Annotated in this window: 9 protein-coding genes; all 9 read left to right on the top strand. The window is 35.1% G+C overall.

Annotated features, from left to right (window positions below; all coding sequences use genetic code 11):
* Positions 1-139: 139 nt before the first annotated feature.
* The 9 genes from C9J31_RS18820 to C9J31_RS18780 all read left to right on the top strand — a co-directional run bounded on the left by C9J31_RS18820 (position 140) and on the right by C9J31_RS18780 (position 14784).
* Positions 140-1033 (top strand): response regulator, encoded by an 894-nt coding sequence (locus tag C9J31_RS18820; RefSeq protein ID WP_107949205.1) that lies wholly within the window; start codon positions 140-142, stop codon positions 1031-1033.
* Positions 1030-2076 (top strand): HEAT repeat domain-containing protein, encoded by a 1047-nt coding sequence (locus C9J31_RS18815; protein ID WP_107949203.1) that lies wholly within the window; start codon positions 1030-1032, stop codon positions 2074-2076. The genes C9J31_RS18820 and C9J31_RS18815 overlap by 4 nt, the downstream gene beginning before the upstream one ends.
* The gene (locus C9J31_RS18810; protein ID WP_107924170.1) at positions 2073-3494 is read left to right on the top strand and encodes a glycosyltransferase family 2 protein; all 1422 of its coding nucleotides are present in this window, start codon (positions 2073-2075) and stop codon (positions 3492-3494) included. Before C9J31_RS18815 ends, C9J31_RS18810 begins: the two co-directional genes overlap by 4 nt.
* The gene (locus C9J31_RS18805) at positions 3491-6670 is read left to right on the top strand and encodes a hypothetical protein (protein ID WP_107949201.1); all 3180 of its coding nucleotides are present in this window, start codon (positions 3491-3493) and stop codon (positions 6668-6670) included. Before C9J31_RS18810 ends, C9J31_RS18805 begins: the two co-directional genes overlap by 4 nt.
* A 636-nt stretch (positions 6671-7306) precedes the next feature.
* Positions 7307-8632 carry a nucleotide sugar dehydrogenase gene (locus C9J31_RS18800; RefSeq protein WP_107949200.1) on the top strand — a complete coding sequence of 442 codons (1326 nt, stop codon included), beginning with the start codon at positions 7307-7309 and terminating at the stop codon, positions 8630-8632.
* A 19-nt stretch (positions 8633-8651) separates the two neighbouring features.
* Positions 8652-10082 carry a polysaccharide deacetylase family protein gene (locus C9J31_RS18795; protein WP_107949198.1) on the top strand — a complete coding sequence of 477 codons (1431 nt, stop codon included), beginning with the start codon at positions 8652-8654 and terminating at the stop codon, positions 10080-10082.
* 5 nt (positions 10083-10087) lie between these two features.
* Complete coding sequence (locus C9J31_RS18790) at positions 10088-11959, top strand: glycosyltransferase family 2 protein (RefSeq protein ID WP_107924211.1); 1872 nt, start codon at positions 10088-10090, stop codon at positions 11957-11959.
* Entirely contained in the window at positions 11956-13707 is a 1752-nt protein-coding gene (locus C9J31_RS18785; RefSeq protein ID WP_107949196.1) for a polysaccharide deacetylase family protein, read from the top strand. The genes C9J31_RS18790 and C9J31_RS18785 overlap by 4 nt, the downstream gene beginning before the upstream one ends.
* A 21-nt stretch (positions 13708-13728) precedes the next feature.
* The gene (locus C9J31_RS18780) at positions 13729-14784 is read left to right on the top strand and encodes a glycosyl hydrolase family 18 protein (RefSeq protein WP_244854829.1); all 1056 of its coding nucleotides are present in this window, start codon (positions 13729-13731) and stop codon (positions 14782-14784) included.
* Positions 14785-14820 lie beyond the last annotated feature (36 nt).

Raw genomic sequence — 14820 nt, 5'->3', positions numbered from 1 at the left:
TATAATGAATGTGCGTTATTATAAATTATGTATAGTAATATCTTTATTACTATAGTTATAATGTAAAATATCGGATTTAATTGCATAAAACGAAACAACGACAACGATAAATTCTTAGTGAATACTGAGGTGATAATAAATGAATAAAATAATCATTGCAGAAGATATCATGCAGGAACATGAAGTAAAGAGATATTTTGAAATTTGGCGTGAAAGTGTCATTCGTTCACACCTTACAATTACAGCCGTTTTTTTAAAATTAGCAAATTTTACACCAAGCACTGAGGTAGAGCGGTGCAATATAAATGTGCAAATTTCTAATTTTTTAAAGTCAAAAATAAGAAAAACTGATTTACTCTTCCAATCAGCAGATGGAGATCATTGGGGTATACTATTTTTGCAAAGCAGTGATGTGGAAGCAGAGGCGTTTTTGCGACGCATTTTTAAAATGCTAAAAAACAATAACGTAGTGAAAGAGTTTAATCAGTTAGGGATAAAAGCTTCAATCACGGAAATACGCAATAATCATGTTACTTTTGATACTTTGCTGGAAAAAAACAAGGAAAAACTAGCAGATGACAGTCAACCGATGTGGCTTATTGAGCGAGTAACAGATTATAGGGTGCAACCAATCGAACAGGTAAAGGTGAGTATTATTGAACAAAATGTCATTTTTAGAAAAGTGCTAGAGACAACATTACATCAACTACACATACCTAATTTTGCATTAGAGGTAACAGCTTATGAGGATGGCTATAGCTTTTTACAATCAAACACTTATAAATCTGGTCATACACATCTAGTTGTTATGAATGATATTTTACCGCGTAAAAATGGCTTAGAAATTTTACACACTTTGCGAAAAATGCCGAATGAGAAAAAATTTATTATTTATATGATGTCAGAACGTAATTCTGAAGGGGCAATACTCAATGCTTATGAGGGCGGAGTAGACGAATATATAGTTAAACCCTTTAATTTGCGTTTATTAGAAGCGAAAATTAAACGAACCTTTGCGAGGTTTTGGCTATGATTGGTTTATCGATTCACTTTCTACTTAGCGTAATAGCCTTAATGTTGGTTCTGTTTTTTATATTTGTGTTGTATTTGTTTTTTCAACGAGAACGTGAGAATCACTTTCTGACAGCACGTGAAACTTATATAAAAAACTATTCACAATGTTGGTATGAATATCTATTTAATGATGAAATTTTTTCTGTGGTGCTCGTTCCTCGCGGCAGGGCACAAGTGGAAGCAATTGAAATTATATTTTCATCTTATTTAAAAAACATTATAAATGAAAACGTAAGACAAAAAATAAAAGAATTTTCTAATGTATATCTAATAAAGTTCTATGCGCAAGATTTACGTAGTAAGCGATGGAGCATTCGAATGAACGCTTTGTATCGTATTTCAGAATTGCACATAGATGAATTACTAGAGGCTTGTAAAAAATTAGAAAGAACCAATATTTCGGAAACCGAATACTTTCAATTGTTAAAAATATACTCATCGTTCCAACCTGATCTATTTATCGAAAAAATAAAGGTACCCAATGCTAGTTATTCTGAAAGCGAATATAGAAGATTATTTGTTTTGCTAGAGGAAGATGTGTTTATACGATTTTTTGATGAATTTGATAGATGGCCTGCTAATATACAATATGCTGTTATTGATACGGCTGCAGCCAAGAAGAATATGAAATATATCGATAGATTAAAGCAGTTGTTAACACATGATGTGACTGAAATTAAAATAAGAGCATTAAAGGGTCTTTTTGAGATCGGTGTGATAGATGACATTGAGCACTTTGTGCCGTTCGTGACTTCTGATTTTTGGGAAGCAAGGTTAATGGTAGGGAAAATTTTCAAACATGTACCATTAACCTATACCTATTCATATTTAGAACTACTTCTACAAGATGAAAATTGGTGGGTGCGTTCACAAGCAGCTAAGACGATAGCGGAGGACCGAGAAGGTTTAGCAAAACTACAGCAATTTATAGCATCATCAAGCGATCAATATGGGATAGAAATGGCACAGGAAATAGTAGCGAGAAAGCAGGGGAACAGATGAAAATTGTAGATTATTCTATGTGGTTCTTTGGTGGCGTTATTTTATTTTATATGCTATTCGTTATTGCTTCATATTGCATGATGTTTGTTATTGCATTGTTTGATTTACGTAAACGTTATAGCTTAGATCCTTCGGAATACGATGATGCGCATATCGATGCCTTTTATTCAAAGCCTGTATCTTTACTTGTTCCCGCTTATAACGAAGAGGTAGGGGTTGTGGATACGGTTTATTCTTTGCTCAATTTACGTTATCCGCAAACAGAAATTATTATTATTAATGATGGTTCTACTGACAACACGCTACAAACAGTGATTGAGCATTTCCAAATGAAACCAGTAAATAAAATAGTACACACAAATATTCAAACAAAGCAGGTCATACAAATCTATGAATCCGAAATATATATGAATTGTATTTTGGTCGACAAAGAAAATGGTGGGAAAGCTGACGCACTGAATGTAGGGATTAATGTATCTCAATATCCGTATTTTTGTTCCATTGATGGAGATTCAATTTTAGATGAGAAATCATTATTACGTGTCATGAAGCCTATTATTTTATCTGACGGAGAGGTCATTGCTGCTGGCGGAAATATCCGTATTGCCAATGGGGCAAAAATGCAGTTTGGCTCTATTTACGAGACTCAATTATCTAGAAATTACTTAGTCATCATGCAAGTGATTGAATATTTACGAGCTTTTTTAATGGGACGTATTGCGTTAAGTAAATTCAATCTTGTGCTCATAATATCAGGGGCATTTAGTGTTTTCTCAAAAAAATGGGCAATAGAAGCTGGTGGTTATTCCACCGATATCATTGGAGAGGATATGGAGCTCGTTGTTCATATCCATCGACTCATTAAGGAGAAAAAAGAAAATAAGCGCATAGAATTTGTACCAGACCCCGTATGCTGGACAGAAGCGCCACAGACATTAGGTGTACTACGCAATCAGCGAAGACGCTGGCATCAAGGGATGTTTGAAAGTCTATGGAAACATAAAAAAATGACTTTAAATCCAAAGTATGGATTGATTGGCATGATCTCATTTCCATATTTTTGGTTTGTTGAATGCTTAGGACCTATTATCGAATTGGGTGGTTATATCTATATCATCGTAGCGTTTTTCTTAGGGGACATTTATTATGAAGCGGCAATTTTGTTATTACTGCTCTTTGTAATTTACGGGGTAATTTTTTCTGTAGCTTCAGTATTATTTGAAGCTTGGAGCATGAATACGTATCCTAGAAAAAGAGAGTTGCTACGTATGATTCTGTTAGCATTCACAGAAATTTTCTGGTATCGCCCGCTTACACTAATGTGGCGTTGTGAAGGGGTAGTGCGCTTTATGCGAAGAAAAAGCGACTGGGGAAATATGAAACGTGTCGGCATTGCAAAAAAGGAGAAAAGTGTATGAAGCGAATCTATATAGGGGTTGTAGTAATTTTAATTCTTGCCATCACACCTATTGCATTGTGGTATTTGGATGATGAGAAACCACTAAATGTCGCTATTTTAGATAAAACAGTTCCAAATGAAACGTATCGTGAACATTTGGGAGTTAATTGGTTTTTAAACCATTATAAATATACAATGGACAATCAACCCTATGATTTACAAAATAATTATTACGGTACGATTCCAAATGATAAATTAAAAAGTGTGACTGAAAAAAAATTTCCTACTGACTATAGTAAGTATGATGTTATTTATTTAGCAGATACGTATGGTGTATATAAAGATGATTTGGAAGAAGAAAAACGTTTTGGTCAACGTTCTGAAAAAATCGTTGGTGGACTGGAGATGGACGAATGGCAAGGAATTGTATCGCGTTTGGCGAGTGAAAAGAAAAGTATGTTAATAGCTGAGTACAATTCATTTGCTTCTCCGACCACGCAAGCTGTCCGAGCAGAGCTACAGGATTATTTAGGAATTTCATGGTCCGGATGGATTGGTCGCTATTTTAACGAACTTGATTTTCATAAGAACCTAGAAATCCCCCAATGGGTCGTTGATGAATATGGCGATGACTGGCCATATAAAGGGGGAGGCTTTCTTGTATTTAATGAAATCACGGAAAAGCTGATTGTGTTAGAAATGGACAAGCATGTAAAAACAGAAGGAATTCAGGTGCAATTTACTGACGCGGGTAAACAATATTTTAATACCTCCACTAGTGCTGAATATGGCTATTGGTTTGATATTATTACCCCGAAATATGAAGAGGACGCACTGGCTAATTATAAATGGGATTTAACTGAAGCAGGTACAAAATTAGTAGAGGAAAATAATATTCCGCAACAATTTGCAGCTATAGTATCCCAAGATAAAAGATATACTACAAGCTATTATTTTGCCGGTGATTTTAATGACATGGCGAAGGTCCCAACGTTATACAAATTTAAGGGCTTACCAACTTTTTATAAATATGCGGAGCAATTTGCCGATAGCTCATTCTATTGGTCTATCTACATTCCGGTCATGAACAAAATATTCGAGAACTTTGAACAAAAAGAAGTTCAAAAAACGATAAATAGAGAAGATTTAAATTATAATGCGCGCATTAAGGGTGAAGCATTTGAAGTTTTACAACATGGAAAATGGAAGCCAATTGTAATTAAAGGTGTAAATATTGGTATGGGGAAACCGGGTGCATTTCCTGGAGAGGCAGCGATTACTGAAGAAGAATATTATCGCTGGTTCAAACAAATAGCAGATATGAATGCCAATACGGTCCGTATATATACATTACATCCGCCGGGTTTTTACCGAGCGCTGGCAAAGTATAACGAAGGAAATCCAGCTAAGCCAATATATGTTCTGCATGGGGTCTGGATTCATGAAGAGGGCTTATCGGAATCACTCGATGCTTACGATGAAGCGACTTTAAAAGATTTTCAAAATGAAATGAAGCGAATGGTAGATGTAATTCACGGGAATATTTATGTGAATCCAGTAGCTGGTCATGCTTCGGGCTTATATGATGTGGATGTTTCACAATATGTTATTGGTTGGGTATTAGGAATTGAGTGGTATCCACATATGGTTGTCGGTACGAATGAAAAACATGCGAATATTGGTCAATATAACGGGACGTATTTTGAAACCAAAAATGCAACACCTTTTGAGCATTGGCTAGCGGAACAGATGGATGCCATTACGGTTTATGAGAAAGACAAATATAATTGGATGCGTCCAATGAGTTTTACAAACTGGGTCACAACGGATTTACTTGAGCATCCATCTGAACCCTCTGAGGAGGAAGATTTAGTAGGTGTTAATCCCAATGTTATCTATACAAAGGGAGATATGCAAAAGCCAGGTCAGTTTGCCTCCTACCATGTATATCCTTATTATCCGGATTTCTTTAATTTTGATAAAGAATATTTAAATTATGTAGATTTCCGAGGCAATAAAAATAGCTATGCTGCCTATTTAAAAGAATTACATGAGGCGCATAACATGCCTGTCCTTATAGCGGAATTTGGCATTCCCGCATCACGTGGTATGACGCATGAAAATGTCTACGGTTGGAATCAAGGGCATATGTCAGAGCAGGCACAGGGTGAGACACTGCAGCATTTATTTGAAGATATTATGCATGAGGGCTTGCTCGGAGGACTGGTTTTCACATGGCAAGATGAGTGGTTTAAGCGCACATGGAATACGATGGATTATGATGATCCAAACCGTCGTCCGTTTTGGTCCAATGCCCAAACAAATGAACAGCAATTTGGGCTTATGAGCTTTGACAGAAATAAAGTAAAAATAGATGGACAGATCGATGAGTGGGAAGGTACACAGTTATATCCTAGAAATCCTACTAGTGAGACAGATTTTGCAGTCGATTTTGATGAAAAATATTTATACATGAAGCTAAAAAGTGAGGAGCTACAAAATGCATCACCACGCATATTACTGGATGTAGTGCCTGACCAAGGTAATACCTCAGCATCAACCATAAAGAATTTGAAGTTTTCAAATGGTGTAGATTTCATTGTAGAGTTAAATAAAAATAGCGATTCACGAGTTGTTGTTGATGAATACTATGATTTCTATGATTATTTGTATGGGCATCGCTTAAAAATGAGTCCACCACGCATGGTAAATGCAATAAAAGATAGTGGTAAGTTTGCGCCGATTTATTATGTGTTAAATAAACAACTGTATTTACCAGAACAAAAAACCACAACGGACTTTAGTTTTTATGAAACGGGCAAGTTACTTGAAGGAAATGCAAATCCTGAAGCAAAGGCGTACAATTCACTTGTTGATTACACATGGAGTGATAATAACGTCATAGAGTTGCGAATTCCTTGGCTGTTGATTCAAGCAAAAGATCCAAGTCAGCGTGAGTTTATGGGAGATTTATATAAAAATGGTGAATTGGCTTCCATCAAAGTAGATAATATTTATATTGGGGCAGTGTTTGTGGACGAAGAGGGTACAGTAGTTCAATCTTTACCAGAAGCAGATAATCAACTTTTGCCAGCTCTTTCAGCATATACTTGGGATGCATGGCAGACGCCAAAATATGAAGAGCGATTAAAACAATCTTATTATATTTTACAAGATTTATTTAAAGAGTATTAATCATCAAAAGAGCCTTTAGGTAGACGTAGTTTAGTCTATCTAAAGGTTCTTTTTTGAATAATTACTAATACTGACATGTTTTTGCCAAGGAAAAGAAGTTGTCCAAGAAAGATTATCGAAGCAGGAAGATAATCAAGGAAATACATAAATAATTTGACGGATTGTACTTGTAGATTTTCAAGTTTATTCGGTTTACATTTACTTATTAATAAAGTTATAGAGTTAGTGAAAAATAAAAATTTTTATCGACAAAATATCGGATATTTTTCAAAATAAAAAGTTGTAGAAAAGCGATAAACGATGTTTTTTTATCGAAAGACATTTAAACCTAACGAATTATGGAATGTAAAATGAATAATTTAATGAATGGCATAGTCTTTTCGACATTTCGTTAAGATTATGTTCAGAATTTGTTTAGTATCAATTAGTACTATAGATATGGTGTATAAGTGTTTGGATATGTTTTTTTAAAATAATGGTCTATTTAGACCAATAACGATATAAAGTGTGTGAGGAGATGAAAAACTACCAATCGCAATACACGCTTACGTGAGGGTATTTGTATTTCATGGTTAGTACAACACAGACAATTCTTAAGAGGTTTTTATAACAAACAGATAAGAGGAGTATTCACTTATGGAGACTAAAACAGAATCGCCAATCGTCACTTTATCAGAAAATATTAAAACAAGAAAGGTGAAGATTGGCGTTATAGGACTCGGTTATGTAGGGTTACCACTTGCACTAGAGATTGTGAATAAGGGGTTTCAAGTAATTGGTTTCGATAAAAATGATGAAAAAATCAATTTTTTAAAAAGTGGCCGAAGTTATATAGCGGATTTGCCTGAGACAATCATGCAAGAAGCCATCTCTAAAGAGAAATTTGAAGCTACTGATAATTTCACTAAGCTTGCAGAGGTAAATGTCATTATTATTTGTGTACCTACACCGACTGCAGAAGACGGAACACCTAACATTTCGTACATTGTAGATGCTGCGCATGCAATCGAACAAAATATGTCGGCTGATACTCTAATTATACTTGAAAGTACCACTTACCCAGGGACAACGGAGGATGTTGTTCGCCCTATTTTAGAAAAGCAGGATTTTGTTATAGGACAAGATATATTTTTGGCGTATTCGCCAGAGCGTGTGGATCCAGGTAATCAAAATTTCACGGTTACAAATACACCAAAAGTAGTAGGCGGAATATCCAAATCGTGTGCAGATATCGCTAGAATTTTCTATGAAACTGTGATTAATACGAATGTCTATGCTGTAACAAGCCCAAAGGTTGCTGAAATGGAAAAATTGCTAGAAAATACGTTCCGTCAAATTAATATTGCTCTTGTCAATGAAATGAGTCAGCTCTGTTATAAAATGGACATCGATATTTGGGAAGTGATTGACGCGGCTTCAACTAAGCCATATGGTTTTATGCCATTTACGCCTGGTCCTGGGGTAGGCGGACATTGTATACCAGTGGATCCAAAGTATTTATTATGGGCAGGTCAACAGCATGGCATCACTGCAACCCTAATTGAAACAGCAGATAAAATTAATGAGTCGATGCCTAACTTCGTTGTAGAAAGATTGGCTCATTATTTAAACACGCAAAATAAGCGGTTACATGATGCTGAAATTGTCATTATTGGGGTAACGTATAAACCGAACGTTAATGATTTCAGAGAATCACCAGCGTTAAATGTTATTAACATACTGAGAAAAAATCATTGCAACATAAAAATTGTCGATCCATTTTTAGAAACAGTTATAGCAGATGGTAGTACGATGAACACTGTTCCGTTAACGGAAGAAATAATACGGAGTGCTGATGCTGTGTTGATATTAACAAATCATACAAATATCAATTACGCGTTGATTGATGAACATGCAGCTTTAATTTTTGACACACGCAATACCCATTTTTTATTTAAAAATCAAAATTATTACAAATTATAAAAGGAGAATTCTTAGGCAAATGAGACGACTAAAAATAAGTAGTCTGCTAGTGGCTGTTTTCTTAGCAGGATGCCAATCAGCTACTTCAGTTGATATGGCTCAACCAATTGAATCCTCAATTGAGGTCATAGCGCATGATGGAACAATGAGTGATGTGATAAGCCACGCCGGTATTCTTAGTCCGGAAGTTGCTTTAACCTTTAATGGGCTGGCAGACAATGAAACAATGCAACGTTTATTAAATGTCTTGGAGCAATTCGACATGAAGGCAACATTTTTTCTAGAAGGTATGCGAGTTGCACAAGAACCTGAGTTAGTTAAAGACATATTGGCTAGAGGACATGAAGTTGAAAATGGGACACTAACATTTCCTGATATGACAGATTTGAACTATGAAGAGACGTTCAAAGAGGTATTATTAGCAAATCAAGTTTTTGAAGAACAATTAGGTTATACGCCTCGCTATGTTCGGAGTCGATCAGGTGATGCTACTGACAATATGCGTTTAGCTACTAAAGCGTTGAATATGGGGGGAGTTGTGGAGGCGTCCATTAACCCTAGTGATCGAAATATGCAAAGTGCTCAAGATATTATCGATTATATAGATCGCTTTCTTAACAGTGGTTCCATCATTCATTTAAATACGTATATAAATCCAGCGATTATTGATGTGATACCGTTATTAGCACAATTAGCAAAAGAAAAAGGTTATACAATGACCACATTAAATGGTGTAGTAGAAAAGCAATACCAAGTAAAATCGTTAGAGGAAATTGAAGGTTTCGATGCTATTCAAGTAAATCTAGATTATGAAAATGCAAAACCCAATATCTTTTATCGAAAAATTACAGCCAAAAAAGAAATTGCATTGACTTTTGATGATTGGGCTAGTGAAGAAAGAATCAAAGAAGTATTGGATGTGTTAGCGAAATATAATATCAAATCTACATTCTTTTTAATTGGGAAGGGTGTGGAGAGAAATCCTCAGCTAGCACGCTTAATTTTAGAACAAGGACATGAAGTAGCAAGCCATTCATATAATCACCTAGATGTAACTACAATGACTCCTGAAGATTTACAACAAGATGTTATGAAGGCACATAGAGCACTAACACATGCTTTACAACAATCACCATTGCTCTATTTTAGGCCAACACAAGGTGTGATTGATGATGAATCCGCTAAAGTTATTGCGGCAACTGGCGTAAAGGCCATAGCGATGTACGATATTGCCTCATTTGATTGGAATTTAGATTATACGGCTCAAGATATTTATAATCGTGTGCTAAGTAAAGCTGCTCCAGGAAAGGTAGTTGTTATGCATATATTAGATGATACAAAGACGGTAGAAGCATTACCGTTAATAATTGAGCAGTTACAAAGTGAAGGCTATAGTTTTGCAAAGATGTCGACTTGGATTGAAGAAGATTCAAATGAGAAAGTGAATTGATAATCATGAAAAAGAAAAAAGAGATTTTGACGATACCACGCTCTGATCGACGTATTCTATCGAATATCCCTGATCCGGAAAATGTACGAAGTCTTGTGAACCGTCGAGGTGCTTCTTATCAAACAGAAGAAATTGATCCAACAGATGTCAATGAAATTTATCGTTTACAATTACTAAGTTTGCGTTATGTTACGAAGTTTGAAGTTCAAATTAAAAGAGCACGCCAGAAAACAAAAATCATTGACAAACAATACTCAGAAGATATTTCCGTAACGGGTATACTTGTCTATTCTGATAAGCCTAATCATCTATTAATAGATGAAATAATCACGATGCACTTTACAATACCTAATGGAGCGATGCCAGAAGGTTATGAATCCAAAGTAAAATTAAAGGCTCAGGTTGTTCGTGTATTTACGAAAGAAGTGGATGGAGAAACTCTGTACTATTACGCTTGTGAATTTTTGCAACCTTTAAATGAATATATGACAAAGAAACGTTGGGGTCTTTCAATCTTTGTCTCAAGTATATTTCTACTAGTGGTCTCCCTAATTGTAATGTTAATGCGAGCGGAGAGCGTAATTTATTTCCGCTTTAATAAATTCCTCTACTTATATAGTATTATTGCAGCAACATTTTTACTAAGTAGATATTTCTTTGGTATTTTATATAAAAATGTACCGATCAATCCGAAGTTCGAACCAGGCGTTTCCATTATTATTCCTGTATTTAATGAAGAAGAATGGATTCATAGGACTATATTGAGTTGTATTAATCAATATTATCCAGTAGAAAAATTAGAGGTTATTGTCGTAGATGATTACTCTACAGACAGTACTGAGGAAAGATCGAAAGAAATGATTGAGTTAATTCACAGTGAGGGGGAACGTTTCAAAACGAAGGAACGCTTGAAGTTTCATAAATTACCTCAAAATGGTGGAAAACGAGAAGCTTTAGTGGCGGGCGTCCATATTGCACAACACGACTTAGTGGTGTTTGTAGATTCTGATAGTTTTTTAGAGCCTCATGCCATAAGAAATTTAGTACAGCCCTTCCAAGATCCTAAAATGGGTGGTGTTGCTGGAAGAACAGAAGTAGAAAATAAATTTACAAATGCATTAACAAAATTACAAACAGTACGCTACTATATTGCTTTTCGTATTATGAAGGCCGCTGAGTCTTGGTTTGATACGGTAACTTGCTTATCAGGTCCGTTAGCCTGTTATCGTAAAGATCTTATATTAAAAAACGAAACTGCATGGTTGAATCAAAAATTCCTTGGGCAACCAGCTACCTTTGGTGATGATCGAAGTATGACAAATTATATTTTAAAAACACATCGTACGGGATACCAAGATAATGCTGTCTGTTCAACAATAGTTCCATCGGACACAAAAGTCTTTTTGTCACAACAAATGCGTTGGAAAAGATCATGGTTAAGAGAATCATTAAGGGCATTTTTATTTATGTGGAAGAAAGAGCCTTTTATGTTCCTGTTCTTTATTATTGGTTTAATTGTACCGATAGCTGCGCCAATAGTCGTTGTTTATAATTTGTTATATGTACCGATTATGCACGGTGTATTTCCTACTACATTCTTAATAGGTTTACTATTAATGGCCATGTTAATGAGTTTAGCGCATTTGTACTTTAGAAAAAGTAAATTGTGGGCGTTTGGCTTTATTTTCGTGCTTTTCTATGAATTTATCTTACTATGGCAAATGCCTGTTGCATGGGTTACGTTCTGGAAATCAACGTGGGGAACGAGAGAAACACCACAAGATGTACTCGCAAAGGAAAAGAAACTGGAAAAACAAAAGCTAAGAAAATCCCGATTTTCGCTTAGAAAAATTAGAAAAATGGGTGATAGGGAATGAGTAAAAAAAATGTCGCGTTAAATTCAGATAAGAAAAATCGCCAAAAAAAAATACGCTCCATTATTCAATTAGTGATCGTCATGTTTTTAGCGGTAATGTTAATTCAAGTCATCTTCTTAACAGAAAAAAAGGTAGAAGAGACTGTACCATTGGATAATGATGAAGGATTCGTTTCTTTATCTTATTTTGGTGTGAGTAGAAACGACTCACCGAAATATGTATCAAAGAAAAATTTAGAAAAACAATTAGAATTACTTGCCTCTCAAGGCTATAAAACGATTTCACAACAAGATATTTTAGATTTTTATGCAAAGGGTAAGCCATTACCAGAAAAAGCGCTATTTTTATCTTTTGAGGATGGACGCACAGATTCGAGTATCTTTGCCCAAAATATACTGGAAGAGCTGAATTACAAAGCGACAATGTTTAGCTATGCCAATAAAATGGATACGCGTGACAACAAATTTTTAAAGCCAAAAGATTTGTTACTCATGCAAAAAAGTGGTTTTTGGGAGTTAGGTTCTAATGGCTATCGACTTACGTATATCAATATTTTTAATGATAAAGGACAATCTCTGGGTGTTATTGATGAAAATAATGTCCCAAATAAAACAACAATAGAATATTATAATCACTATTTAATGGACTTTATTCGAAATCAGTACATGATCCCAAGTGAAACGCGTAAAGAAATGGAAACGCGCATTGCGCAGGATTACAAGCTGATGCATGATATTTATGATGAAAAATTAGGTGGAGTGCCAAAAGCTTATGCAATCATGCATGCAAATGCGCTCTATAATAATATGGATCCATTAGTAGAAACCGTGAATGATAAACAAATCAAAGATAAATTTAGCATGAATTTCAATTTAGAGTTGGGAGCTTTTAATGCTGCGGATGCAGATATTTATAATTTGTCCCGCTTACAAGTATCTCCGTATTGGTCAACGAATCATGTGATGATGAAAATCCGTCAAGCAAGTAAACAGAATGTAACTTTTGATGTAGGCGATCATCAATTAGCAGAACATTGGTCAGTGATGCATGGTGCAACTGAATTTAAAAATAATGAAATTATCGTAACATCTGCGCCATCTAGTGAAGGACGAATAATATTACAGGAAAATCTCCCTGAAAAGTATAATATGCGCTTCGCATTTAATGGCAATGTTGTGGGGCAGCAAGCAGTCTACGTAAATTACGATGAAAAAAATAATAGCTATATGCGTGTTGCTTTAGTAGACAATGAAATTGTTATATCTGAAAAGCTACCAGGTGCAAAAGTTGTTGAAAAAGAACGTTACCCATTGGAGAAGATAAAATGGAATGAAGAAGAATATGCATTTAATAAAGCTACAGTCTATTCTTATCAAGATACGCAAAAAGGCACTAGAATTGATGAGGAAGAGTATCCAAGAAACCTAACACAAAAAAGAGTATTTAACATTACAGTAAATCAAGATAAAATAAGCATAGATGTAGATAAGGTTTTATCGAAGACCATTCACATAAATCCGCAAATTGAAGGCTCACAAATTGCTTTTGGGGCATTGTTCAGTAAGAAAGAAACTACACATGAACAATATGCGGATGATATTTATGATACTTTAATTGAAGATATTTTGATTAAAGATGACAACGATAATACACTTTTTACAAACCAATACACGAATTTCGATAAAGTAAAGTATAAAGTGACGACTTGGTTTAATAATGTTGTAGACTTCTTTATTGAAACCTTCTAATCGGGGTGAAACTAAATCCAAGTGAGAAATTTTTTTTGGTTTATCTGTATGGCCTTACTAATTATAACTGCATGTAGTAATAGCAAAGAGGTACCGGTAGAAGCAAAAGAGGAGTTGAAAAATAAAAACAAACTCCAATTATCAATGTGGTTACCAGAGTGGCAAAAGAGTTCAGCAATCGAGGATACTAAAAACTCAAGACAGGGCTTAGAAGATATTCGTGTTTTCGGTGCTTATTTTAATAGTAACGATCAATTATTATTAACGGATAATGCTATTGAAATGTTGAGTCAGACGCATAAACAGTTTAATGACACACATCATGTTATTTTAACGTTAATCAACGATTATGTGACAGAAAACGCCGCTTCTGTACAGAAGGATAGTAAATTACTGCATAGATTGTTACAAGACTCTGCTACAAGGCAAAAACACATTGATAATATCATACAAATAATTGACCTTTATCAGATAAATGGGATTGAAATTGATTATGAAAAAGTAACGAACGAAGATATTCCCAACTATGTACTTTTTTTAGAGGAGCTCTATCAACAGCTATCTAAAAAGAATGTATCCTTACATGTTGTATTAGAACCACGCTTTCCATTTGACGTGAAGTTGCCAAATGGACCTAAATATACAGTGATGGCCTATAATGTTCACGGATATCATAGTGGCCCTGGAGCAAAGGCAACCTTTACATTTTTAGATGAATTGATGAAGAAAATTCAAAAGTCCAATCAAAACTTAGCAATTGCATTTGCAACAGGTGGGTTCGAATGGGTCGCACAAGGTCAAACGATTGCATTGACGGAGATAGAGGCAGAACAATTATTAGCCAAAACTAAAGCGGTCAAACAACGTGATGCAGGAAGTAGTGCTGTGTATTTTAATTTCTTAGATGAAAATAATATCAGGCATGAGGTTTGGTATGCGGACCAAGAAACACTGGAAAAATGGATTACCCATGTGCAAAAGAAAAGCTACAATGAGATTGTTTTATGGCGTGCAGGCGGTTTGAGTACAGAAACACTTAACTGGATTGCAGAGCAGCATCCAAATGATCCGAAATAACGGATAGGGTTGTCAAAGTGACGGATAGAACCACAA

Source organism: Lysinibacillus parviboronicapiens (assembly GCF_003049605.2).
Classification (GTDB): domain Bacteria; phylum Bacillota; class Bacilli; order Bacillales_A; family Planococcaceae; genus Lysinibacillus; species Lysinibacillus parviboronicapiens.
This window is presented reverse-complemented; position numbering and strand designations above follow the sequence as displayed.